The sequence below is a fragment of the Streptomyces sp. JLBJ103 genome (assembly GCF_058215575.1).
On record NZ_CM177089.1, the window covers coordinates 2,980,725 to 3,004,610 of the forward strand.

The following is a 23,886-nucleotide window of genomic DNA, read 5'->3' on the forward strand; positions in this document are numbered from 1 at the left end:
CACGACCTCAGGCGGCCTGGCCCCGGTCGGCCAGCAGGTTGGCGGCGAATCCGAAGAAGGCGATCCCGCTGACCTGCTCCATCCGCCGCCGGAAGGCGGGCCGCCTGAGCCGGTCCGCCAGCGCGGAAGCGGCACCCGAGACCACCCAGTACCAGATGGCCAACTCGACGATATCGATGGCCGTGAGCAGCAGCGTCATGGTGAACACGGACTCCCCGTGCGGGGTGAACTGCGGCAGCAGGCTCATATAGAACACCCCGGCCTTGGGGTTGAGCAGATTGGTCCCCACCCCCGCCCGGAACGCGGCCCACCGCCCCCGTGGCTCCGCCTCGGCGAGCGCACCCGGCACCTGCGAGCTCTCGTCACCCGCCGCCCTCCTCGACCGCCACAGCGCCGAGGCCCCGAGCCACACCAGATACGCGACGCCCGCGATCCGCAGGGTGTCGTACGCGAACCGCGAAGCGGTCAGCAGCGCGGTCAGCCCGACGGCGGTCGCGATACCCCACACCACACATCCGGCGACGATCCCGAGCGCGGTGGCAAGACCGGCGGTGCGCCCCTGGGAGACGGAGGTCCGCAGCACCAGCAGGGTGTCCAGACCCGGAGTGATATTGATCAGCGCGGCAACACCGGCGAAGGCAAGAGCTGAAGTGAGCATGCCCGCACGCTAGGGCTCCCGCCCCTCCCGGCAACGACCCGTTTTCCCCTCGCGCTTCTCCGGCAGAGCGATCGGTGAACGGCCCCGACCGGATGACACCCGTCACATCCGCGGGTCGGAGGGAGTTGCCGTATTTCGCTGCCGTACGACACCAGAAAGCCCCCGCCGGATTTCTCCGGCGAGGGCTTTGAGCTGCGGTGGACCTGAGGGGATTTGAACCCCTGACCCCCTCGATGCGAACGAGGTGCGCTACCAGTCTGCGCCACAGGCCCTTGCAACGAGTGAAACTCTAGCATCCCGCGCGGGCTGCTTGGAAATCCGTTCCGTGCTGGTCAGTGGAGTGCGGATCACTCGTTGGCAGCACGCGGCCGGTCCTCGTCGGCGTACTGGTCGAACAGCGGGGTGCGGCCGCTTTCGCGGGGGCCGCGGGAGGAGGCGGCCGGGCGCTGGGCGGGCTCCGCGGACGGAGCCGGGGCGGGGTCGTGGGCGGGGTCGTGGGCGCGGTCGACGGTGCTGGAGCGGGCGGAGCTCCAGGCGTCGGGGGCGGCCAGATCGACGCTGCCGGTGGCGCGGGGGGCGACCGGCGCGGTGACATAGGTCGGCAGCGGCACCGGAACCGGCTCCCAGCCGTCTCCCGCGGCCGGACCGCGCTCACGCTCGCGCTCCTGGTCCACCCACTCCGCGTGGTCGGTCTGCTCGACCAGCGCCCGGCGCCCCGCCGCGCGGGCGGAGGCCGCCGGTGCCCGAGCGGGCTCGGCCTCGGCGGAGGCGGGCGGATCGGCCGGGCCGTCGCCGTCGGACGCGGCCGCGTCGGAGGGGTGGGGGCGCGGGCGGCGCTCGCGCAGGCGCTGCGCGGCCTGCTCGGCGCGGCGCTGGTCCATGGTGAAGGTGAAGCGGCGGCGCTCCTGGCTGCGCAGATAGGCGATATACGCGCTGAGCAGTATGGCCGGGACGCCCGGTGCCCACAGGAAGGCCAGCCCGCCGATCCCCGCCACGATCGCGCCGAAGGTGAAGGCGACGAACAGGATCACAGTGGTGCGGCGGCGGCGGGCGAGCACTCGCGCGCGCCGTCCACGGTCCAGCGCGGAGCCACCGCGACCGGCCTTCGCACCGGACGGAGCGGTGCCCTCGGCGGACGCTGCCGCGACGGCCGTCGGGACGGGCGCACGCAGGGTCACGGGGTCGGCGAAGGCCCGGACGTCGATCGCGTCGGTCAACGCGTCCGGGTCGGTCGTGAAGTGCTCCGACTCGGCCGCGCCGCCCCCGGCCTCGGGGGCGTCCGCGTCCTCGGCGGTGCGCTCCGCCGGGTCCCCCGGGCTCCCCCGGCGCTCGTCCTCCAGCCCCTTGGCGTAACGGCGCTCCATGCCCGCCCGTCCGGACAGCAGCCGGATGGCGGTGCTGAAGCGTTCCGTCGGACGGGCCTCATTCAGCTCGTCCTGCCTCCGAAGCCACATCGGCACCAAATAGGCGGCCCAGGCCCCGACGATGACTGCGTAGATGAGGCCACTGCTGCTCACGGTCACACGGTAGAGGGGTCCGCGTGAGGCCATCCGCCAATTGGCGCGGTGTGTCGCACGATCTGGCTGATATCTCGAAAGTTTTTTGTGATTGATGGGATGACCGGTCTGGAAATGCACCGGCTTAATTCGAACAGATTTTTTATTTCTGTGATGCCCCTGGCCGGGTCCGGTGCCAGCGCGCCAGCAGCCCTTCGGACAGTTCCTCGACGGTGAGCGCGAAGACCAGATGGTCGCGCCATGCCCCGTCGATGTGGAGATAGCGGGGCCGCAGCCCCTCCTCGCGGAATCCGAGTTTCTCCACCACCCGCCGGCTGGGCACGTTCTCCGGGCGGATGCAGATCTCGATCCGGTGCAGTCCGATGGTGCGGAAACAGTGGTCGGCCGCGAGCGCCACGGCGGTCGGCATCACCCCGCGCCCGGCCACCGCCTCGTCGATCCAGTAGCCGATATGGCCCGAGCACATCGAGCCCCAGGTGATCCCGGCGACCGTCAACTGCCCCGCCAGCCGCCCCCGGTGCTCGATGACGAACGGCAGCATCCGCCCGGCGTGCGCCTCGGCGCGCAGATGACGGACCATCTGCCGGTAGGTGGGCCGGTGGGTGACGGGGCCGCCCGGCGGGGGCGGCGGAATGGTGGCCTCCCAGGGCCGTAGCCACTCCCGGTTGCGCTGGTTGACCTCCCGCCAGGCGCGCTGGTCGCGCAGCTTTATCGGGCGGAGGACCGTATCACCGTCCGCCAGCACGACCGGCCAGGGGGCGTTCAGTGCGCGCTCCCGGCGGAACCGGCGGATCCGGCGGGTCTGGGGTGGTCGCCGCCGTGGATCTGGTCCACGGCGTGCACCAGGACACGGCCGAGGACCGCGAGCCCGTCGCGCACTCCTCCGGTGGAGCCGGGGAGATTGACGACCAGCGTCGTGCCCGCGACCCCGGCGAGCCCCCGGGAGAGCGCGGCGGTGGGCACCTTGGCGAGCCCCTCGGCCCGGATGGCCTCCGCGATACCGGGGACCTCACGGTCGAGGACGGCGCGTGTGGCCTCCGGGGTGCGGTCGGTGGGGGTGAGCCCGGTGCCGCCGGTGGTGACGACCACGTCGTACGCGGCGGCCACCGCCTCCCGCAGCGCCGCCTCCACCGGGTCGCCGTCGGGCACCACCCGGGGGCCGTCCACCGCGAACCCCAGCTCGGCCAGCCCCTCGGCGATCAGCGGACCGCCCTTGTCGGCGTAGACCCCGGCGGCGGCGCGGTTGGAGGCGGTGATGACCAGGGCGCGGCGGCGCGGCGGCGGTGAGCCGGTCATGTCCGGCTCCAGTCGCCGGACTTCCCGCCCGTCTTCTCCTCCACCCGGATGTCCGTGACAACGGCGCCCTTGTCGACCGCCTTGACCATGTCGATCACCGTCAGGGCGGCGACGGAGACGGCGGTCAGGGCCTCCATCTCCACGCCCGTACGGTCGGTGGTCTTCACCGTGGCCATGATCTCGACCGCGTCGTCGGCGACGGTGAGATCCACCGTCACCCCCGACACGGCGAGCGGATGGCACAGCGGGATCAGATCCGGGGTGCGCTTGGCGCCCATGATGCCCGCGATCCGGGCGGTGGCGAGGGCGTCGCCCTTGGGAACGCCTTCGCCGCGCAGCAGTTCGACCACGCGCGGCGCCACGAGGACACGGCCGCTGGCGCGGGCGGTGCGCGCGGTGACGTCCTTGGCCGAGACGTCGACCATGCGCGCGGCGCCCGCTTGGTCGAGATGGGTGAGATGGTCCTGGGCGCTGCTCATCGTTCTCCCGGTCCGGGCCGCGCGGCTTTTGTGGGACGACACCGTACCCGCCGTGGCGGCGTCCTAGGTGAGCAGGAGCACGTCCACTTCGGCGCCGGGGGCCACCGCGGTGACCTCCTCGGGGACCACGATCAGCGCATTGGCCTGGGCCATGGCCTTGATCAGATGGGATGACGCACCGCCCACAGGGGTGACGGTGCCCGGCTCCACCCCCGCCGACGGCTCGTACCAGCCGCGCAGGAACTGGCGCCTGCCCTCCGGGGAGGACTTGACGCCCTCGGGGCACACCGCCCGCACGATGGGCCGGTGGATCCCGCCGCCGCCGAGCATGGTGCGGATGACCGGGCGCACGAAGAGCTCGAAGGAGACGTACGAACTCACCGGGTTCCCGGGGAGGGCGAGCAGCGGGGTGGCGTCGCGGCCGACACGGCCGAAGCCCTGGGGCTTTCCGGGCTGCATCGCCAGCTTGCGGAACCGGACCTCGTGCATCGCCTCCTTCACCACGTCGTAGGCGCCGACGCTGACACCGCCGCTGGTGACCACGATGTCGGCGCGCAGCAGCTGGTCCTCGACGGCGGCGCGCAGAGTGGCCGCGTCGTCGGCGACCGCGCCGACCCGGTAGGCGATGGCACCGGCGTCCCGCGCGGCGGCGGTGAGCTGGTAGCTGTTGGAGTCGTGGATACGGCCGGGGCCGGCCTCCTCGCCGGGCTGGACCAGCTCGCTGCCGGTGGACAGCACCACGACCCGCGGCCGCGGGCGGACCTTGACGGTGGCCCGACCGATGGCGGCCAGCAGCCCGATCTGCGGCGGCCCCAGGACGGTGCCGGCGCGCAGCGCCAGCTCGCCCGCGCCCGCGTCGCTGCCCCGGGTCCGCACATGCCGGCCTTCCTCGGCCGGGCGGTAGACCCGCACCCTGCCGCTGCCGCCGTCCGGGCCCTCACCGCGCGTCGGCATGGTGGTGACCGGACCGTTGTCCAGGCCGCCGTCGGTCCACTCCACGGGGACCACGGCCTGCCCGCCGGGCGGCACCGGGGCGCCGGTCATGATCCGGGCGGCCTCGCCGGGGCCCACGGCGGGCAGCTCACCGCTGCCCGCCGCGATATCGCCGATGACGGTGAGCACCGCGGGGTGGTCCCTCGTGGCAGCCGCCACATCAGCGGTCCGCACGGCATAGCCGTCCATGGAGCTGTTGTCGAAGGGCGGGAGGGCGACGGGGACGGTGATGTCGTCGACCAGGACACAGCCCTGGGCGTCGAGCAGTTGCAGCTCGATCGGCTCCAGCGGGTGGATGTGCCCGAGGATGTCGTCGAGATGCTCCGACACCGTCCAGACACGGTCCTGGTCCGGGCCCTGGTCGGTGGCCCGTGCTGCGGTGCTGCTCAAGGTGCTACATCTCCTCGGTGACGTAACTGCGGAGCCAGTCCCGGAAGTCCGGGCCCAGGTCTTCACGTTCGCACGCGAGTCTGACAATGGCACGCAGATAGTCGCCACGGTCTCCTGTGTCGTACCGACGGCCCTTGAAGATCACACCATGGACCGGGCCGCCGAGGTCGGGATCGGAGGCCAGTGCCTGGAGCGCGTCGGTGAGCTGGATCTCGCCGCCACGCCCCGGTTCGGTCCTGCCGAGCACGTCGAAGACGGACGGGTCCAGGACGTAGCGGCCGATGACGGCGTAGTTGCTGGGCGCGTCGGCCGGATCCGGCTTCTCCACCAGACCGGTGACCTGGACGACGGACTCGTCGACCGTCGGCTTGACGGCGGCGCAGCCGTAGAGGTGGATCTGCGCGGGATCCACTTCCATCAGGGCGATGACGCTGCCCCCGTGCTGCTCCTGCACCTCGACCATGCGGGACAGCAGCGGGTCACGGGCATCGATGAGGTCGTCGCCGAGGAGTACGGCAAAGGGCTGGTCACCAACGTGCGGAGCGGCGCACAGCACGGCGTGGCCAAGACCCCGGGGGTCGCCCTGGCGCACGTAGTGCATGGTCGCGAGATCGCTGGATTCCTGGACGCGGGCGAGACGGGTGTCGTCACCCTTGCGCGTCAGGGTCTCCTCGAGCTCGTAGTTGCGGTCGAAGTGGTCCTCCAGCGGCCGCTTGTTACGGCCGGTGATCATGAGGACGTCGGACAGTCCCGCGGTGACGGCTTCCTCGACGACGTACTGGATCGCCGGCTTGTCGACGACCGGCAGCATCTCCTTGGGGGTGGCCTTGGTGGCCGGCAGAAAGCGGGTGCCCAGTCCCGCGGCGGGGATGACAGCCTTGCTGATCCGAGTACGCGATTGAGTCATGTACAGAACCCTATCTGGTGCCTTTGGGGGCGGATGATGAGGATTCGTTGAATATGACATGAGACAAGGGGTTTGTGCACTCAGTGATCACGAACGACGGTAGTAAGCGCGTGTTGCGGCGGCGCCTCCTGGCGGTGAGATCCAGGTTGACTGCCGATGACATCGAAGCGGCCGCGACCGCCCTGGCGTGTCGCGCGCTGGAGCTTCCGGAGCTGGCGGAGGCGGGCACGGTCGCGGCCTATGCGTCCCTGGGCAGCGAGCCCGGTACACACGCCCTGCGCGAGGCGCTGCGCGCCCAGGGCGTACGGGTGCTGCTCCCGGTCCTGCTGGCGGACAACGATCTCGACTGGGGCGAGGACGAGGGACCCGAGCGGCTGGCGCCCGCCCGGCACGGGCTGCTGGAGCCGGTCGGGCCGCGGCTCGGACCGGAGGCCGTCACCGGGGCGGACGCCGTTCTGCTCCCGGGGCTCGCGGTGGACCGGCGCGGGATGCGGCTGGGCCGCGGCGGCGGCTCGTACGACCGGGTGCTGGAGCGGCTGGCGCGGGCCGGGGCCGATCCGGCGCTGGTGGTGCTGCTCCACGACGGTGAGCTGCTGGAGGAGGTCCCCGAGGAGGTCCACGACCGGCCGGTGCACGCGGCGGTGACGCCCTCGGGGGTGCACCGCTTCACGCGGCGGCCCCGCTGAGGGACGCCCGAAGGCGTCCCTCAGCGGGGCCGGGAGGGTCGGCGGGACCGGGGGCCACGACGATGGCGCGGGCGCCGTGGAGGCGGCCACCGGACGCCTCAGGGGGTCAGTGCCAGCTCGTCGTCGGTCCCCTTGTCCACCGCGCCCTTGCTGAACGCCCAGGGCAGCAGCTCGCCCTTGGCCCACTTGTCGGTCTGGTCCGTGTAGTGGTCGTGGAAGGCGTGGCCGGAAGCACCGGTGAGATTGATCCAGCGCGACTTGTCGAGATCGTCCAGGTTGACGACCATCCGCATCGACGGGACCCAGGTGACGCCGTAACCGCCCGCCGCGTTCCAGCCAGTGGCGTTGACCGCGGCTTCGCCGCCGCCGAGGTTCCACGGGCCGCGGTTGAGCAGCCACTGCACCGCGCCGGGGCCCTCGGTGCCCAGGGTCTGGTTCTCCAGCGTGAGCCGGTGCAGCCGGCCCCAGCTCCAGCTGTTGATGTCCTTGCCCAGCTTGGCGGTGAGCTCCGAGCGCGCGTCCTTCATGGCGTTCTTCAGCAGCTCGTCACGGTTGTCCGAAGCCGGGTCGAGCCGGGAACCGGGCGACTTCCACCAGTCGTTGCGCGGCTCCTTGAGGATCTTCCGCACCACCTCGTACCAGCGGTCGCCGCCGTCGGGCTGGGCCATGTCCGGGTCGCGCATGCCGCACTCGCGCACCAGCCGGGTGTTGCCGTCCAGGTCCTCGACCGGGCCGGAGTCGTCGGCCGGGCGCACCCGCAGACACTGCCCCTTGACCCTCAGCTCCTTGGGGAGCTTGTTACCGAAGGCGAGCATGAGGGTGTTGCGCCAGACGGCGTTGAAGTACGCGGCGGCCGCCGAGTCGGAGTCCTGGGTGTAGTCCCAGCCCTCCAGCAGCTTCTGGGCCTCACGGACGAAGTTGTCCTTGATGTCGATCTTCAGTAGATAGGGCGTCAGCAGCTTGGCGATCTCACTGCTGTCGTCCATCTGCATGGACTGCATGTCCTCGGTGGAGACCTTGCCGCCGTCCTTGATCTTGGACTCGATCAGATCGGTGATGCGCTGACTGCGCGCGCCGTAACCCCAGTCCTCCGTCAGCAGGTACGGGTACTTCTTCTTGTCGATGACGGCCTGGTTGGCGGTCACGATGTAGCCGCGCTTGGGGTTGAGCTCCCAGGGCAGCGCCGACTGCGGAATGTACTTGCTCCACTTGTAGCGCGAGTCCCAGCCGGGCGCCGGGTAGCGGCCGTCCCCCTTGGCGCGCACCGGGATGTTGCCCGGCGCCTGATAGCCGATGTTGCCCTTGGTGTCGGCGTAGATCAGGTTCTGCGAGGGGACCGCGAAGTCGCGGGCGGCCTTGCGGAAGTCGGTGAAGTTCCGGGCGGTGTTGAGCCCGAAGACTGCGTCCATGGAGTTGGACGGGGACAGCGCGGTCCACTTCAGGGCCACCGCGTAGCCGTCGCCCCGGTCGGGGGCCACATCATCGGCGCCGCTGCCGACCGGGGCGCTCTTCCCCACGTCGGTCAGCTCGTCGTCGCGGTCGGAGACGATCGGTCCGTTGTTGGTGGTACGGACGGTGATGGTGCGGCTCTTGCCGCCCGCGACCTTGATGGTCTCGTCACGGGTGGTGAAGGGGACCTGCTTACCGTCGTAGAGGTAGTTGTTCGCGGTGACCTTCTCCAGGTAGAGGTCACTGACATCGGCACCCAGGTTGGTCATGCCCCAGCTGATGTTCTGGTTGTGGCCTATGACCACGCCCGGCATGCCCGCGAAGGTGAAGCCCGCCGTGTCGAACGGGCAGGAGCTGCTGACCTGCTTGCAGTGCAGGCCCATCTGGTACCAGACGGACGGCAACTGCGGGGCGAGGTGCGGATCGTTGGCCAGCAGCGGCTTGCCGGTGGTGGTGTACCGGCCGTCGATGACCCAGGAGTTGGAGCCGATACCGGTGCCGTTCGGGCCGAGCAGCGCCGGGATCTTGTCCAGAGTCTTGGAGAGCGAAGACAGCCCGGTCTGGAGGCCCTGGGCGGCGTTTCCGGCACCGGGCGGCGTACCGGTGCCGCCTGTACCGCCCGTACCGCTGGTGCCGCCCGTGGTGGTCGCCTTGGGGTCGTACTTGTCGGTGGCCCGGTCAAGTGCGCCGTCCTGGACGATCGGCTTGTTCCGGCTGTACGGGTACGACGGGTAGAGGTCCTCTATCTGGTCCGGGTCCAGCCTGTTGGACGCCAGGGCGCGGTCCACCTCGTCCTGCATATTGCCGCGCAGGTCCCAGGCCATCGCCTTGAGCCAGGCAATCGAGTCGACCGGGGTCCACTTCTCCGGCTTGTAGCCCTCGTTCTCGAAGTCCAGGGCCGCGTACTCGACGGAGAGTTCCTTGCCCGAGTGGTCCTTCAGGTAGGCGTTGACCCCGTCGGAGTAGGCCCGCAGATACTTCTTGGTGGCGGGCGACAGCTTGGTGTCGTACTCCTGCTTGGCCACCCGGTGCCAGCCCAGGGTGCGCAGGAAGGCGTCGCTCTCCACCTGGCCGGAACCGAACATCTCCGAAAGCCGGCCGGAGGTCATATGACGGCGGACGTCCATCTCCCAGAAGCGGTCCTGGGCCTGGACGAACCCCTGGGCGCGGAACAGGTCCTCAGGGGTGTCGGCGTAGATCTGCGGTATCCCATAGCCGTCACGCTTGACCTGGACGGGCCCCGAGAGCCCCTTCAGCTGAAGCGACCCCGTGGTCTCCGGGAAGGAGGCACGCACGGTACTGATACTCCAGTACGTGCCGTAGCCGACGCCTCCGACGAGCAGCAGCACGACTGCGATCACGAATAGGCGGAGACGTCGGCTCTTCTTCTTTTTGGGAGAAGAGCCGGTTTTATTGGCGGGCATCGCTGTCCTTCGAGGGGCAGGGTGGTCCAGGAGTGCTGGAGCAACCATAGGCGCAGCGCTGACTCCGCCCCTACGCGGAGTCATGACTGACGCCGAGCACCGGCCACCGGGGCAGGTCAGTACACCCCGGCCCACCACCCGCGCCGGAGGCACGCGTCAAGAACCCGTAAAATGTTAGGTAAGGCAATGAAGTTCCGGTCGGCCGGGGCCGCTTATGCGACCCCGCGCCGCTCCCGCGAGAAAGGTTCGGCCCCTGACTGTCCACCACCTCAATGAACTGCTGCTGGTCTGCTCGCTCGTCCTCCTCATCGCGGTGGCGGCCGTCAGGATCTCCTCCCGCAGCGGGCTGCCCACCCTGCTGATCTACCTCGGGATCGGCGTAGCCATCGGCCAGGACGGCATCGGGGTCAAATTCGACGACGCCGAGCTGACGCAGATCCTCGGCTATGCCGCGCTGGTCGTGATCCTGGCCGAGGGCGGTCTCGGCACGAAGTGGCGGGAGATCAAACCCGCCCTGCCGATAGCGGCGGTCTTGTCGACCGTCGGCGTCGCGGTGAGCGTGGGGGTCACCGCGGCGGCAGCGCACTATGTGGTGGGACTGGACTGGCGGCAGGCACTGATCATCGGCGCGGTGGTGTCGTCCACGGACGCGGCGGCGGTCTTCTCGGTGCTGCGCAAGGTGCCGCTGCCCAAGAGGCTCACGGGCGCTCTGGAGGCCGAGTCGGGCTTCAACGACGCCCCGGTGGTGATCCTGGTGGTCGCCTTCTCCGCCCAGGGCCCTGTCAGCCCCTGGTACACCCTGATCGGCGAGATCACCCTGGAGCTTGCGATCGGCGCGGCGATCGGGCTGGCGATCGGCTGGCTCGGCGCCTACGGCCTGCGCCATGTGGCACTCCCAGCCTCCGGTCTCTACCCGATCGCGGTGGTCGCCATCGCCGTCACCGCCTACGCGGGCGGCGCGCTGGCGCACGGCTCCGGCTTCCTCGCCGTCTATCTCGCCTCGCTCGTCCTCGGGAACGCCCGGCTGCCGCACTGGCCGGCGACGCGCGGCTTCGCCGAGGGCCTGGGCTGGCTCGCCCAGATCGGCATGTTCGTCCTGCTCGGACTGCTGGTGACCCCGCACGAACTGGCCGACGACATCTGGCCCGCGGTGGTCGTGGGGCTGGTGCTGACGATGGTCGCCCGGCCGGTGTCGGTGCTGGTCAGCACGGCGCCGTTCCCGGTGCCGTGGCGGGAGAAGACGCTGCTGTCCTGGGCCGGGCTGCGTGGCGCGGTGCCCATCGTGCTGGCGACCATCCCCATGGTCGGCGAGGTCCCCGACAGCCAACGGATCTTCAACATCGTCTTTGTGCTGGTGATCGTCTACACCCTGGTCCAGGGGCCGACGCTGCCCTGGCTGGCCACCCGGCTGCGGCTCGGCGGGTCGGACGAGGCGTCCGACCTCGGGATCGAGTCGGCGCCGCTGGAGCGCCTGCGCGGCCATCTGCTGTCGGTCTCCATCCCCCAGGACTCCAAGATGCACGGGGTCGAGATCGGCGAGCTGCGGCTGCCGCACGGGGCCGCCGTCACCCTGGTCGTCCGGGACGAGGCCAGCTTTGTGCCGCTGCCCTCGACGGTGCTGCGGCACGGCGACGAACTGCTGGTGGTGGCTACGGACCCGGTGCGCGACGCGGCGGAGAAGCGACTGCGGGCGGTGGGGCGCGGCGGCAAGCTGGCGGGCTGGCTGGGGACAGGGGGCGGCTGAGTCCGGCGGGGGACGCGAGCGGCTGGGCGGCGGCGCCGGGACGGGCCGGGCTCGCCGCGGTGGTGAGGTCGGCGGCGGGGCTGGCGGGGGCGGTCGCGGCGCGTGGGATCGATCACCGTATGACTCGATCCGGTGGACTGATGGGCCGGAATACTGCACTATGGAGCGTCGTTAGCACTCATTGAGTGAGAGTGCCAGGAGGAAGTACGTGCCGACCTACCAGTACCAGTGCACCGCGTGCGGCGAGGGCCTCGAGGCGGTGCAGAAGTTCACCGACGACGCGCTCACCGAGTGCCCCAGCTGTCAGGGACGCCTGAAGAAGGTGTTCTCGGCGGTCGGCATCGTCTTCAAGGGCTCCGGCTTCTACCGGAACGACAGCCGTTCCTCTTCCAGCAGCTCGAGCAGCGGCTCCGCCAAGCCCGCGGCGAAGAGCGACAGCGGCAGCTCGTCCTCCGCTTCGTCGTCCTCGTCCTCGGACTCCTCGTCCGGGTCGGGCACTTCGTCCTCGTCGACGCCCTCCTCGTCGTCGTCCAGCTCGTCGACGTCCAGCTCGTCGAGCTCCTCGTCGAGCAGCGCCAGCTCGGCCGCCTGATCTTCCCCGCGACACCCCGTCATCTCCCCGGAGACGGCGGGGTGTCGTGCGTCTCCCCGAAGCCGGTCGTACGGGCGGGCGCCGCTGGCTAGGGTGATCACATGGCCGAGACCAGCAGCAGGCAAGCAGACATAGGGGTCATCGGGGGATCCGGGTTCTACTCGTTCCTCAACGATGTGACCGAAATCACCGTTGAAACTCCCTATGGGACGCCGAGCGACGCGCTCTTCCTCGGCGACATCGCGGGACGACGGGTCGCCTTCCTCCCCCGCCACGGCCGCAAGCACCATCTGCCGCCGCACCGGATCAACTACCGCGCCAACCTGTGGGCCCTGCGCTCGCTCGGTGTGCGGCAGGTGTTCGGGCCGTGCGCGGTGGGCGGACTGCGGCCGGAGTACGGACCGGGGACGCTGCTGGTGCCGGACCAGTTGGTGGACCGCACGAAGGGGCGCGTCCAGACCTACTTCGACGGTGAGCCGCTGCCGGACGGCCGGATCCCGAACGTGGTGCACACGACCTTCGCCGACCCGTACTGCCCGGTGGGGCGGCAGGCGGCCGTCGACGCGGCGCGCGCCCATGCGTGGGAGCCCGTGGACGGCGGGACCATGTGTGTGGTCGAGGGGCCGCGCTTCTCCACCCGGGCGGAATCGCGCTGGCATGCGGCACAGGGCTGGTCGGTGGTGGGCATGACCGGCCATCCGGAAGCCGTGCTCGCCCGTGAACTGGGGCTCTGTTACACGTCGTTGTCGCTGGTGACCGATCTGGACGCCGGGGTGGAGACGGGCGAGGGCGTCACCCACACCGAGGTGCTGAAGGTGTTCGGCGAGAACGTCGGGCGACTGCGCGAGGTGCTCTTCGACGCGGTGGGCAGGCTGCCCGAGAGCTCCGAGCGGGACTGCCTGTGCACCCATGCGCACGACGGCTGGGACCTGGGGATCGAACTGCCGTAGGGCGGGGCCGCCCTGGGTGGGGGCGGGCCCCCTGGGCGGGGCGGGGGTCGCCCTGGGTGGGGTGCATCGCTCGAACGGGTGACCGAGTTATACACAGCCCGCTTGGCCGTCCACAGGCCCAAGCGGGTTCGGGCAGGGACGGGCATCGTGAAGGGGCCGGAAGCTCAGGACCCTTCACGACAGGCGGTGATGTGCCATGTCCCATCCCTCCCCCGCACTCGCGTTACCCCGCTCCGCTCCCCCGCTGAGCACGGTTCCCCGCTTCGCCCCGGTCCGGGTCGGGCGGGACGGCGGCCATCGGCTGCGACGAGCGGTGTGGCGGCGCAGACGCCCGATGGCGGCCGGTCTCGCGCTGACCGCCGCGGCGCTCGCGGCCGCGGCACCGTCCGGCCAGGGGCCCGGGGGCGGGACACCCGCGCAGGTGCCCGCCTCGGAGGACGGTGGGCGCGGCGGTGGCCCGCGGCCCGCCATGGTGGCGGCCCCGGTCCGGATCGCCGATGCCGCGGCGGTGGAGCTGCTGCACCCGGGCGACCGGGTGGATGTGCTGGCCATGCCCCAGCCGACGGCGGCTCCGGCCCGTGGGCCCGCAGCCGCCGCACGGGTGATCGCGCCCGGGGTACGGGTCGCCCAGGTGCCCGGAGCACCCGGGAGCGGGCCCCACGGAGGTGGGACGGCGGGCAAGGCCGGTACGGATAGCGGTGACGCGGACGAGAGCGGGGCGGACGACACCGGGGCGGCCGAGAGCGGGACCTACGGGGCTGAGCCGCCGGACGGCGGCGGATCGCTGGTCGTGCTGACCGTGCCGCGAGCGACCGCCGCAGCGCTGGCCGGCGCGGCGGCCACCTCCCGGCTGGCGGTGACGCTGTGCCGCTCCTGATGACCGCACCTGGGCTCTTGCCCCTGCTCCGCTCCGGTGTAAGTTGCGGAACCGTCCGCTCCAGCACCGAGGCGGCGAAAGAGAGGCTGTGGCGTGAGCGAGGAGAAGGTGACCGAGGAGAAGCAGAGCGTCCTGGAAGGCTTCAAGGCCTTCCTGATGCGCGGCAATGTGATCGACCTGGCTGTCGCGGTCGTCATCGGCGCTGCCTTCACCGCCGTCGTGAACTCCATAGTGAAAGGCTTGATCAATCCCATAGTCGGAGCCTTCGGCACGAAGGACCTCGAGAAGTACCGCTCGTGCCTGAAAGCACCCTGCGAGACGAACGCCGCGGGCGAGGTCGTCCACGGCATCCCGATCCTGTGGGGCACCGTGCTCTCCGCCGTGCTGACGTTCCTGATCACCGCGGCGGTGGTGTACTTCCTGATGGTGCTGCCGATGTCGCGCTATCTGGCACGGAAGGCCGCCCGGGAGGCGAAGGCGGAGGAGGAGCAGGCCGCGGTGGAGGCCGCCGAGATCACCCTGCTCCGCGAGATCCGCGACGAGCTGGTGGCACAGCGCAGCGGCTCCAGCGCCTAGCAAAGCCTCAGAGGTGGTGGGGCGGTTTCTCGTCGAGGAACCGCGCCAGATCCGCGGCGCTGTCGGCGCTGTCGCCGCCAGGAGTCCGCTCACCCCACCCGCGGTCCGTGTCGTCCGGTGACGGCTGCGCCAGTGGATCACCGAAGATCAGCGCAGCTGCCGGATCGCGCGGTCCGGGGGCAGGGGCGGTGCTCATGCCTCAAGAGTACGGCCGAGGCAGCGGTTCGGTGTACCGCCCCAGCTCCTCGTGCCACCACCGGTCCCGGCCGGACTTCCAGGACACCGGGCGGGCGAGGCGGTGCACCACCAGCACCGACCGCACCTCAGGACAGCCGGTCAGCGCCCGGTCGACCATCTGCTTGAGCGGCCTCGGCTCACCGCAGCGCTGCTCGCCGTCAGCCGTGACGACGACCTTGGCGCCCACCTCCCTGATCCGGTCGCGCAGTTCATGCGGGCGGAGTCCCACGGGGAGGCTGACACGGACGACATCGAGGCGGCCGCAGGCGAGCGTGGCTATCACGGACTCGGGCACCAGCGGCAGATGGACCGCCACCCGGTCACCTGCGCGGACTCCGAGCCGGGTGAGGGCGGCCGCGGCCCTGGCCGCCTGGTCGAGCAGATCTGCGTGGGTGAGCTCCTCAGTGCAGTCCGGTTCGCTGATCCAGCGGAGGGCCACCTGGGCGGGCTGCCGGGATTCGGCGACCAGTGTCGGGAGCACCTCAGTCCGAGAGGTACGGGGCACGTCGGTCTTCTTTCGAGCGGGTACGGGCGGGATACCGCTCAGACTGCTGGTGGGTCATCAACATCTGATGAACGTCCTGTATATGACGGTGCTGAGGCACAGAGCCCGCCCTGTGGCGCCGCTCCCGGCAGCGTCCGGTACCGCCCGGCGCGCGCCTCGCACCCCGACCCTGCCACAGACCACGCCATGGCGTCCCGTGCTACGCATACCTTCCATGAATACCGACGGGACAATCCCCGGATCACCCCGCACCGGCCGGGCCGATGCGCTGACGGACGTCCACGGGCTGCGAGTCGGCCACGCCCAGCGCACCGAGGGCGGTTGGCTGACAGGCACCACCGTGGTGCTGGCTCCCGATGCGGGTGCGGTCGCCGCGGTCGATGTGCGGGGCGGCGGCCCCGGCACCCGGGAGACCGACGCCCTCGATCCGCGCAATCTCGTCCAGCGCGTCGATGCCGTCGTGCTGACCGGTGGCAGCGCCTTCGGGCTGGACAGCGCCTCGGGGGTGGCCGAGTGGCTGGAGGAGCGCGGCCGCGGCTTCCGGGTCGGCCCCGACCCGTCACAGGTCGTACCGGTGGTACCGGCGGCCGCCCTCTTCGACCTCGGCCGGGGCGGCGACTGGAAGGCCCGGCCGGGAGCGGCGCTGGGCCGGGAGGCGACCGAGGCCGCGGCCGGTTCGGAACCGGGAGCGCCGGTGGCGCAGGGCAGCGTCGGGGCCGGTACGGGCGCGGTGGCCGGTGGTCTCAAGGGCGGCATCGGTTCGGCCTCCGTAGTGCTGCCGTCCGGGATCACTGTGGCAGCCCTGGCGGCGGTCAACGCTGTGGGTTCGGTGGTCGATCCGCGGACGGGCGTGCTGTACGGGGAGAGTTACGATCCGTCGGCCGAAGGCGGGCCGCACCGGCCGGGCGAGGCCGAGCACGCCGAGGCACTGCGCAGACTGGCGGCGGCACGCGCGGAGTCGGAGCGGCGCCAGGCCGCCTCGGTACGGCCTCCGTTGAACACCACGCTGGCCGTGGTCGCCACCGACGCCACCCTCACCCGTGCCCAGGCGCAGAAGCTTGCGGGCACCGCGCACGACGGTCTGGCGCGGGCCGTCCGGCCGGTGCATCTGCTGTCCGACGGGGACACCGTGTTCGCCCTGGCCACCGCCGGCCGCCCGCTGGTGCCGGAGGACGCCGAGGAGGGCTCGGATCCTGCCTTCGGGGTCCACCGGGAGGGCGGCGCGCTGAACGAGGTGCTGGCGGCCGGGGCGGATGTCCTGACGCGGGCGGTGGTCAAGGCGGTGCTGGCGGCGGAGGGGGTGGACGGACCGGGTGGAGTCTTCCCCGCGTACCGCGAGTTGTACGGAGCGAAGGGTTGATGACGTGATGAGGGGACGGGCGACCGGGACATGCGGGGGGAGACAGCGGCCATGGATGCCGATCTGCTGATCGTCGGCGGCGGTCCGGCGGGTTGCGCGGCCGCCGTGATGGCGGCGAGCGTCGGGATGCGCTCGGTGCTGGTGGAGTCCGACGAAGCCCTGTGCGGGGGGCTGCGGCGTATCCCCGTGGTGCGCAATGTGCTCGGGTTCACCAGCGGCCCGGGGCTGGCTGCCGCGATCGAGGCCGATGTGGCGCGCTGCGATCCGTGCCGGGTCGAGTTGGGGCGGCACGTCGCTTGGGTCGAAGCCTTCGACGACCATGTGGCGATCGCTCTCGAGCCAGTGGCCGACGCGATGAGCACGTATCCGCCACGGCCCACGGAGACCCGCGCGGGTGCTGTGCGGCTGACGGCGCCATATGCGGTCGTGGCCACGGGAGTCGGGCCCCTGGGCCCCGCGGACGCCGACTGGCTGAGCGGAGCCGAGGACCGGGGGCTTCGCCCGCTGTGGGAGGCGGATCCGGAGGAGCTGGCCGAGCGCACCGTGCTGGTGCTCGGCGCGGACCGGCCGTTGGGCACCTGTGCGCGGTCCCATCCGGAGCTGAGCGTCCGCTTCCTGGTCGCCTATCCACCCGAGGACGCGTACAAGACCGAGGAGCTCGGCCCGGATCCGCGGGTGGAGCTGGTGGCGGTGCGGAGGCTGGAGTTGGCGCCGGGCAGCGGGCCGCTCACCGCCGAGGCCCTCACCGCGAGGGGCGAGCGGCGCACTCTCAGGGCCGATCGCGGATATCTCAACCTGGGCAGTGCACCGGCGGTCCCGGAAGGGGCCATAGTCACCGACGGGTCCGGGTACTGCCCGCCCGCGCGTCAGCACCCCCGGGTCTTCACCGCCGGTGATCTGCGGTCCGCCCGCTTCCAGCGGATCGCGACCGCCATGGGGTCGGGCGGCGAGGCCGCGCTCGGCGCCTACTACGCCTCGCGCGGCCTGCCCGTGGACCTCGGCGCGGCGGCACCGGACCGGGCAGGGGGTGGCTGAGATGCGGTCAGACCGCGACCGCCACCTTCGACTCGTCCCCGGTGGCGCCCGTGGCGGTCGGGTCAGTGGCTGGTGCCGTGTCCGAATCCGGCCGTGCGGTCTTCCGCAGCCCCTTGAGGAAGATGACCAGCCCGGCCGAGACCGCCGTACCCGCCATGACGGCCAGCACGTAGAGGAACGGCCGGCCGATCAGCGGGACCACGAAGATGCCGCCGTGCGGGGCGCGCAGAGTGCAGTCGAAGACCATCGACAGCGCGCCGGTGACCGCACCGCCCGCCATGGCCGAGGGAATGACGCGCAGCGGGTCCGCCGCTGCGAACGGGATCGCGCCCTCGCTGATGAAGGAGGCCCCCAGCACCCAGGCGGCCTTGCCGTTCTCCTGCTCCGCCTTGGTGAACAGCCGCCCGCGCACAGTGGTGGCCAGTGCCATCGCCAGCGGCGGGACCATCCCGGCCGCCATCACCGCGGCCATGATCTTGAGGCTGCCGGTGGACGGGTCCGAGGCCGCGATACCGCCCGTGGCGAAGGCGTAGGCGACCTTGTTGACCGGGCCGCCGAGGTCGAAGCACATCATCAGGCCCAGGATCACGCCGAGGATCACGGCGTTGGCGCCGGAGAGGCCGTTCAGCCAGTCGGTCATCGACTTCTGCGCGGAGGCGATGGGCTTGCCGATCACCACGAACATCAGGAACCCGACGACCGCCGACGAGATCAGCGGGATCACGACCACCGGCATGATGCCGCGCAGCGAAGCGGGCACCGAGAACCGCTGGATGCCCATCACCACCGCGCCCGCGATCAGGCCCGCGACGAGGCCGCCGAGGAATCCGGCCTTGATGGTGGTCGCGATGAAGCCACCGACGAAGCCGGGAACCAGACCGGGCCTGTCGGCCATCCCGTAGGCGATGTAGCCCGCAAGTACCGGCACCAGGAAGGTGAAGGCCGCGCCGCCGACCTGGAACAGCAGCGCCGCCCAACTGGCCGTCTCGGTCCAGACGAAGTGGTCGGCCACCGACTTGGCACCGGCGATCTCGTAGCCGCCGATCGCGAAGGCGAGGGCGATCAGCAGACCGCCCGCGGCCACGAACGGGACCATGTAACTCACGCCCGTCATCAGCCATGTGCGCAGCCGGGTGCCAAAACCGTCACCGGCCCCGGTGCCCGCGTCCATCGGGGCCGAGCCCTCCTCCGGGCCGTCGGCCGGTGCGCTTCTCTCGCCGCGCGCGGCCTTCTCCCGCGCCTCGGCGACCAGTTCCGCCGGGCGGTTGATGCCCGCCTTCACCCCGACGTCCACGGTCGGCTTTCCGGCGAACCGGCCCTTGTCCCGCACCTCCACGTCATGCGCGAGGATCACCGCGTCGGCGGCGGCGATGGTGGCCGCCGGGAGCTTGTCGAACCCGGCGGAGCCCTGGGTCTCGACCACCAGCTCGACACCCGCCTCGGCAGCGGCCCTCTCCAGGGACTCCGCGGCCATGTAGGTGTGGGCGATACCGGTGGGGCACGAGGTGACCGCGACGATCCGGAAGGGGGCCGTCGGCGCCTGCGGTGTCTCCGCCGCGGTTGCCTGCGGTGTCTCCGCCGCGGTTGCCTGCGGTGTCTCCGGCGTGGCCCGGACCGTCCGCCCAGGAGTCGCCTCCCCCTGTACGGCCTCCCCCTGTACGGCCTCCCCCGGGACGGCCGTCTGCTCGTCGCCGCGGATCAGGGCGGCCACCCGCTCCGGCTCGTCCGCCGAGCGCAGCGCGTCGGTGAAGGCGGTGTCCATCAGCGAGCGGGCGAGGCTGGACAGGATGGTCAGATGGTCGCTGTCCGCCCCCGCCGGGGCCGCGATCAGGAAGATCAGATCGGCAGGTCCGTCCGGCGCGCCGAAGTCGATCCGGGCGGTGCTGCGCCCGAAGGCGAGCGTGGGCTCGGTGACATGTTCGCTGCGGCAGTGAGGTATGCCGATGCCGCCGTCCAGGCCGGTCGGCATCTGCTCCTCGCGTGCCGCCACGTCGGCGAGAAAACCGTCGAGGTCGGTGACCCGGCCGACCGCGGCCATCCGTGCGGCGAGCGACCGGGCGGCGGCTTCCTTGGTGTCGGCGGACAGGTCGAGGTCGACCAGATCCGCGGTGATCAGCTCACTCATCTCGCGGCTCCCTTGGGTGTGGTTCCGCCCGCTATCGGGGAGAGGCGGAACGGAACGGGGACGGGGGGTGGGAGTGGGTCGGGCCGGTCATACGGGCTCTGTGAGCGCGCGGTCCAGCGGGACGTCCGCCGTGATCATGACGGCGGAGGGGTCGAGGTCGGCCGGGGTCGGCATGGCGCTGCCCGGCAGTTGCACAGCGGCCGCGCCATGGGCCACCGCCGCGGCGAGCGCGGCGGGGCCGGCGCCGCCCGCGGCGAGGAATCCGGCGAGCGAGGCATCGCCCGCGCCGACGTTGCTGCGCACCGTGGAGACGCGGGCCGCGCCGAAGTAGGTGCCGGTCTCGTCGACCAGCAGCTGACCGTCGGGGCCGAGGCTGGCCAGGACGGCGCGGGCGCCCAGCCCGCGCAGTTCCTCGGCCGCCTTGACCGCCTCGCCGACGGTGGCCGGCGGGCGGCCCACGGCCTGGGCCAGCTCCTCGGCATTGGGCTTCACCACATCCGGGCATGCGCGCAGCGCCGCGGTCAGCGAGGGGCCGGAGGTGTCCAGGGCGATCCGGGCGCCCGCCCGGTGGGCGCGGGCGACGAGTTCGGCGTACCACTCGGGGGCCAGCCCGCGCGGAAGGCTTCCGCAGCAGGCGATCCAGTCGGCGTCGGCGCTCTTGGTCCGCACCGCCTCGAGCACCGCCTCCGCCTCGGCACCGCTCAGTTCGGGCCCGCCCGCGTTGACCTTGGTGAGGGTGCCGTCGGGCTCCGCGACGGCGACATTGACCCGGGTCGAGCCCGCCACCGGCACACCTGCCGCCTCGATGCCCAACTCCCCGAGCAGCCGCGCCAGCAGCGCGCCCTCCGGTCCGCCGAGCGGGAGCACGGCGACCGTGCGCCGCCCCGCGGCGGCCACCGCGCGCGAGACATTGACGCCCTTGCCACCGGGGTCGACCCGATCGGTGGTGGCACGCAGCACCGCGCCGCGCTCCAGCGCCGGGATCTCATAGGTGCGGTCCAGGCTGGGGTTGGGGGTGACGGTGAGGATCATGCGCGAGCCACTTCGGTGCCCTGGTGCTCGATGGCGAGGGCATCCTGCGGGCTCAGCCCGGTGTCCGTGATCAGCAGATCCACATGGCCGAGGTCACCGAAGCGGGCGAAGTGCTCCTGGCCGAACTTGGCGGAGTCCGCCAGCAGAACGACCCGGCGGGCGGCGGCGATCATCGCGCGTTTGACGGCGGCCTCCGCGAGGTCGGGGGTGGTCAGTCCGCCGTCGAGCGAGAAGCCGTTCGTGGCCAGGAAGAGCACATCGGCCTTGATCTCGCCGTAGCCCCGCAGCGCCCAGGCGTCCACGGCGGCCCGGGTGCGGTGCCGGACCCGGCCGCCGACGAGGTGCAGGGCGATACCGGGGTGGTCGGCGAGACGCGCCGCGATCGGCAGGGCGTGGGTGACCACGGTGAGACCCGCCTCCAGCGGAAAGGCGGCGGCGAACCGGGCCGCCGTCGAGCCCGCGTCGATGATCACGCTGCCGTCGGAGGGGAGTTCGGCGAGGGCGGCCCGGGCGATGCGGTCCTTCTCGTCGGAGGCGGTGCCCTCGCGTTCGGCGAGCTCGGGCTCGAAGTCGAGGCGTCCAGCCGGGATGGCGCCCCCGTGCACCCGGCGCACGAGCCCCGCCCGGTCCAGTGTCCGCAGATCGCGCCGTACGGTCTCGGCGGTGACCTGGAACTCCTCGGCGAGGGACAGGACATCCACCCGCCCGCTCTCGCGGGCGAGCCGGAGGATCTCCTGCTGCCGCTCCGGTGCGTACATGTGGGTTTACGCCCCTTCAGTGCCCGAACCTGTGATTTCGCGGCCAGATTACGGCGCCACTCCTGGAAAGTAAACAGAGTCGGGCACGAAACAGACTCGCCCAGACATCGCCATGCCATGGCCGCGCCCCTGCACCGCCCTGCCATGAACCGATCCCGCTCGTCCGCCGGGCTCACCCCAGCACCGTGTCCGAATGCCGCCGGACTTCCCGTGGGCGGGCGACCAGGATCAGGTCATGCCCCGGGATCACCGCACACCAGGGATCCCGGTGATCTCGCTGATCCCGGGGATCTCACCTCATTCAATGACATGGCAACCATGGAGCTCACATGACACTCGACGGCAAAGCGGCCCTGGTCACCGGCGGCAGCCGCGGTATCGGCAGGGCGGTGGCGCTCCGGCTCGCCCAGGAGGGCGCCGATATCGCGCTGACCTATCACTCCCAGGCCGAGCGCGCGGCGGATGTGGTCGACCAGATCAAGGCGCTGGGCCGCCGGGCCTGGGCCGTCCAGGCCGACAGCGCCGACGCGCAGGCGGTGCGGGACGCCGTCGTTGGCGCCGCCGCCGAGTTCGGCCGCCTCGACATCCTGGTCAACAACGCGGGCGCCGGAGCCCTCGGCCCCGTCGGCGAGCTGTCCCTGGAAGACGTCGACCGCGTGCTCGCCGTCAATGTCCGGGCGCCGTTCCTCATGACCCAGGCGGCGCTGGAGCGGCTGTCCGACGGCGGACGGATCATCAACATCGGCAGCTGTATGGCTGAGCGCGCCGCCTTCCCCGGCGGCAGCCTCTACGCGACCAGCAAGACCGCGCTGACCGGCCTCACCAAGGCGCTGGCCCGTGAGCTGGGCACCCGCGGTATCACGGTCAACCTGGTGCACCCCGGTCCGATCGACACCGACATGAACCCGGCCGACGGCGAGAGCGCCCCCATGCAGAGCGGTCTGACCGCCCTGGGCCGCTATGGCCAGCCGTCGGAGATCGCCGCGACCGTGGCCCATCTCGCGGGTGACGACGGCCGCTACATCACCGGGGCGTCGATCGCCGTGGACGGCGGCTTCGCCGCCTGATCACACCGCGCCCGGCACATCGGACCGCGGCGGGCACGGAGTGAGCCCCGGCGCCGGGGGGGGAAGGGCGCCGGGGCTCGGTCTATGGGGTTGAAGGAATCCATCGGATCCGACCGGATCCGCACGTGCCGGGCTCTCCACCACGGCAGGCTCACGCCGCGGCGTCAAAACCGGTCTGGCGGGCCATCTTCTTCAGCTCGAGCAGCGCGTGCTTCTCGATCTGACGGATCCGCTCACGCGTCAGACCGTGCTGCTTGCCGACCTCCGTGAGCGTGCGCTCCCGGCCGTCGTCGATGCCGTAACGCGCCTTGATGATCGAGGCGGTGCGGTCGTCGAGGCGGCCGATGAGGTCCTCCAGCTCCTCGCTCCGCAGCAGCGTCATCACCGACTGCTCGGGCGAGACCGCCGAGGTGTCCTCCAGCAGATCGCCGAACTGGGTCTCCCCCTCGTCGTCCACCGACATGTTCAGACTGACCGGGTCACGGGCCCAGTCGAGCACATCCGAGACCCGCTCCATCGTGGAGCCGAGCTCGTGGGCAATCTCCGCGTGCTCCGGCTCACGGCCGTGCTCACGGTTGAACTCCCGCTGCACCCGGCGGATCCGGCCGAGCTCCTCGACCAGATGGACGGGCAGCCGGATCGTACGGGACTGATCCGCGATCGAGCGGGTGATGGCCTGACGGATCCACCATGTCGCATACGTCGAGAACTTGAAGCCCTTCGTGTAGTCGAACTTCTCCACCGCGCGCACCAGGCCCGCGTTGCCCTCCTGGATCAGATCGAGGAGCGGCAGCCCACTGCGCGGATAGCGGCGCGCCACGGCCACGACCAGGCGCAGGTTGGAGCGGATGAAGACGTCCTTGGCGCGGGCACCCTCGGCGGCTATCGCCTCCAGTTCCTCACGGCTCGCACCCGCGGCTTCGGCCTCCTCCACCTCCCCGTCCAGAATCTGCTGGGCGTAGACGCCCGCCTCGATGGACTGGGACAGCTCGACCTCCTTCGCCGCGTCCAGCAGCGGGGTACGAGCGATCTCGTCGAGATACATGCCGACCAGGTCGCGATCGGCGATCTCCCCGCCTGAGGCGCGAACGCTGTTGGCCCCATCAGCACCACCGCTGGCGGACTGATGACGGGCGACGGCACGGGTTGCCATGCGTGCTCCCTTACAGATGGATCGGGCGCGGACTATGGACGGACCTGCCCCTGCCGGGTGCCCCGTCCGATGGAAA

23 protein-coding genes and 1 tRNA gene are annotated in these 23,886 nt (G+C 71.4%); 9 read left to right on the plus strand and 15 right to left on the minus strand.

Annotated features, from left to right (window positions below; all coding sequences use genetic code 11):
• Window positions 1–7: 7 nt before the first annotated feature.
• From AC4BEG_RS12825 to galU, 8 genes are all read right to left on the minus strand, one after another.
• On the minus strand, window positions 8–658 hold the full coding sequence (locus AC4BEG_RS12825; protein ID WP_490706013.1) for a LysE family translocator: 651 nt from the start codon (window positions 656–658) through the stop codon (window positions 8–10).
• Between the two features lie 198 nt (window positions 659–856).
• Window positions 857–930: transfer RNA gene (locus AC4BEG_RS12830), tRNA-Ala, on the minus strand.
• Window positions 931–1,005: 75 nt separating this feature from the next.
• The gene (gene sepX, locus AC4BEG_RS12835; RefSeq protein WP_490706014.1) at window positions 1,006–2,175 is read right to left on the minus strand and encodes a divisome protein SepX/GlpR; all 1,170 of its coding nucleotides are present in this window, start codon (window positions 2,173–2,175) and stop codon (window positions 1,006–1,008) included.
• A 142-nt stretch (window positions 2,176–2,317) separates the two neighbouring features.
• Entirely contained in the window at window positions 2,318–2,941 is a 624-nt protein-coding gene (locus AC4BEG_RS12840; protein ID WP_490707074.1) for a GNAT family N-acetyltransferase, read from the minus strand.
• Entirely contained in the window at window positions 2,938–3,471 is a 534-nt protein-coding gene (locus AC4BEG_RS12845) for a MogA/MoaB family molybdenum cofactor biosynthesis protein (RefSeq protein ID WP_490706015.1), read from the minus strand. The genes AC4BEG_RS12840 and AC4BEG_RS12845 overlap by 4 nt, the downstream gene beginning before the upstream one ends.
• Window positions 3,468–3,950, minus strand: coding sequence for a cyclic pyranopterin monophosphate synthase MoaC (moaC, locus tag AC4BEG_RS12850; RefSeq protein ID WP_201876392.1), 483 nt, complete (start codon window positions 3,948–3,950; stop codon window positions 3,468–3,470). Before moaC ends, AC4BEG_RS12845 begins: the two co-directional genes overlap by 4 nt.
• Before the next feature lie 63 nt (window positions 3,951–4,013).
• The gene (gene glp, locus AC4BEG_RS12855) at window positions 4,014–5,333 is read right to left on the minus strand and encodes a molybdotransferase-like divisome protein Glp (protein WP_490706016.1); all 1,320 of its coding nucleotides are present in this window, start codon (window positions 5,331–5,333) and stop codon (window positions 4,014–4,016) included.
• A gap of 4 nt (window positions 5,334–5,337) precedes the next feature.
• Window positions 5,338–6,240, minus strand: a complete 903-nt coding sequence (galU, locus tag AC4BEG_RS12860) for a UTP--glucose-1-phosphate uridylyltransferase GalU (RefSeq protein ID WP_490706017.1) — start codon at window positions 6,238–6,240, stop codon at window positions 5,338–5,340.
• A 146-nt stretch (window positions 6,241–6,386) separates the two neighbouring features.
• Between galU and AC4BEG_RS12865 the strand changes: the two genes are divergently transcribed.
• Window positions 6,387–6,926 carry a 5-formyltetrahydrofolate cyclo-ligase gene (locus AC4BEG_RS12865; protein ID WP_490706018.1) on the plus strand — a complete coding sequence of 180 codons (540 nt, stop codon included), beginning with the start codon at window positions 6,387–6,389 and terminating at the stop codon, window positions 6,924–6,926.
• Window positions 6,927–7,024: 98 nt separating this feature from the next.
• On the opposite strand, the gene AC4BEG_RS12870 is transcribed toward AC4BEG_RS12865, so the two are convergent.
• A complete protein-coding gene (locus tag AC4BEG_RS12870) occupies window positions 7,025–9,799 on the minus strand; it encodes a penicillin acylase family protein (protein WP_490706019.1) in 2,775 nt (924 codons plus the stop codon).
• Between the two features lie 214 nt (window positions 9,800–10,013).
• On the opposite strand from AC4BEG_RS12870, the gene AC4BEG_RS12875 reads away from it, so the two are divergent.
• The 5 genes from AC4BEG_RS12875 to mscL all read left to right on the plus strand — a co-directional run bounded on the left by AC4BEG_RS12875 (window position 10,014) and on the right by mscL (window position 14,538).
• Window positions 10,014–11,543, plus strand: a complete 1,530-nt coding sequence (locus AC4BEG_RS12875; protein ID WP_490706020.1) for a potassium/proton antiporter — start codon at window positions 10,014–10,016, stop codon at window positions 11,541–11,543.
• 208 nt (window positions 11,544–11,751) lie between these two features.
• A complete protein-coding gene (locus AC4BEG_RS12880; protein WP_490706021.1) occupies window positions 11,752–12,135 on the plus strand; it encodes an FmdB family zinc ribbon protein in 384 nt (127 codons plus the stop codon).
• Window positions 12,136–12,236: 101 nt separating this feature from the next.
• On the plus strand, window positions 12,237–13,085 hold the full coding sequence (locus AC4BEG_RS12885; protein ID WP_490706022.1) for an S-methyl-5'-thioadenosine phosphorylase: 849 nt from the start codon (window positions 12,237–12,239) through the stop codon (window positions 13,083–13,085).
• Between the two features lie 196 nt (window positions 13,086–13,281).
• Window positions 13,282–13,962, plus strand: a complete 681-nt coding sequence (locus tag AC4BEG_RS12890) for an RcpC/CpaB family pilus assembly protein (protein WP_490706023.1) — start codon at window positions 13,282–13,284, stop codon at window positions 13,960–13,962.
• Between the two features lie 108 nt (window positions 13,963–14,070).
• Window positions 14,071–14,538: a large conductance mechanosensitive channel protein MscL gene (mscL, locus tag AC4BEG_RS12895; protein ID WP_490707075.1), complete on the plus strand. Its 468-nt coding sequence runs from the start codon at window positions 14,071–14,073 to the stop codon at window positions 14,536–14,538.
• A gap of 7 nt (window positions 14,539–14,545) precedes the next feature.
• On the opposite strand, the gene AC4BEG_RS12900 is transcribed toward mscL, so the two are convergent.
• Together AC4BEG_RS12900 and AC4BEG_RS12905 are read right to left on the minus strand one after the other, a co-directional pair.
• Window positions 14,546–14,734: a hypothetical protein gene (locus AC4BEG_RS12900; RefSeq protein WP_490706024.1), complete on the minus strand. Its 189-nt coding sequence runs from the start codon at window positions 14,732–14,734 to the stop codon at window positions 14,546–14,548.
• Between the two features lie 3 nt (window positions 14,735–14,737).
• Window positions 14,738–15,280 (minus strand): AMP-binding protein, encoded by a 543-nt coding sequence (locus AC4BEG_RS12905; protein ID WP_490706025.1) that lies wholly within the window; start codon window positions 15,278–15,280, stop codon window positions 14,738–14,740.
• A gap of 214 nt (window positions 15,281–15,494) precedes the next feature.
• On the opposite strand from AC4BEG_RS12905, the gene AC4BEG_RS12910 reads away from it, so the two are divergent.
• Together AC4BEG_RS12910 and AC4BEG_RS12915 are read left to right on the plus strand one after the other, a co-directional pair.
• Window positions 15,495–16,640: a P1 family peptidase gene (locus tag AC4BEG_RS12910; protein ID WP_490706026.1), complete on the plus strand. Its 1,146-nt coding sequence runs from the start codon at window positions 15,495–15,497 to the stop codon at window positions 16,638–16,640.
• A gap of 51 nt (window positions 16,641–16,691) precedes the next feature.
• On the plus strand, window positions 16,692–17,675 hold the full coding sequence (locus AC4BEG_RS12915) for an FAD-dependent oxidoreductase (RefSeq protein WP_490706027.1): 984 nt from the start codon (window positions 16,692–16,694) through the stop codon (window positions 17,673–17,675).
• A gap of 7 nt (window positions 17,676–17,682) precedes the next feature.
• On the opposite strand, the gene AC4BEG_RS12920 is transcribed toward AC4BEG_RS12915, so the two are convergent.
• The 3 genes from AC4BEG_RS12920 to AC4BEG_RS12930 form a co-directional block, all read right to left on the minus strand.
• A complete protein-coding gene (locus AC4BEG_RS12920) occupies window positions 17,683–19,800 on the minus strand; it encodes a PTS fructose transporter subunit IIABC (RefSeq protein ID WP_490706028.1) in 2,118 nt (705 codons plus the stop codon).
• An 87-nt stretch (window positions 19,801–19,887) separates the two neighbouring features.
• Window positions 19,888–20,832, minus strand: coding sequence for a 1-phosphofructokinase (gene pfkB, locus AC4BEG_RS12925; RefSeq protein WP_490706029.1), 945 nt, complete (start codon window positions 20,830–20,832; stop codon window positions 19,888–19,890).
• Complete coding sequence (locus tag AC4BEG_RS12930) at window positions 20,829–21,590, minus strand: DeoR/GlpR family DNA-binding transcription regulator (RefSeq protein WP_490706030.1); 762 nt, start codon at window positions 21,588–21,590, stop codon at window positions 20,829–20,831. Before AC4BEG_RS12930 ends, pfkB begins: the two co-directional genes overlap by 4 nt.
• A gap of 329 nt (window positions 21,591–21,919) precedes the next feature.
• On the opposite strand from AC4BEG_RS12930, the gene AC4BEG_RS12935 reads away from it, so the two are divergent.
• Entirely contained in the window at window positions 21,920–22,657 is a 738-nt protein-coding gene (locus AC4BEG_RS12935) for a 3-oxoacyl-ACP reductase family protein (protein WP_490706031.1), read from the plus strand.
• A gap of 151 nt (window positions 22,658–22,808) precedes the next feature.
• On the opposite strand, the gene AC4BEG_RS12940 is transcribed toward AC4BEG_RS12935, so the two are convergent.
• On the minus strand, window positions 22,809–23,810 hold the full coding sequence (locus AC4BEG_RS12940) for a sigma-70 family RNA polymerase sigma factor (RefSeq protein ID WP_201876376.1): 1,002 nt from the start codon (window positions 23,808–23,810) through the stop codon (window positions 22,809–22,811).
• Between the last annotated feature and the right edge of the window lie 76 nt (window positions 23,811–23,886).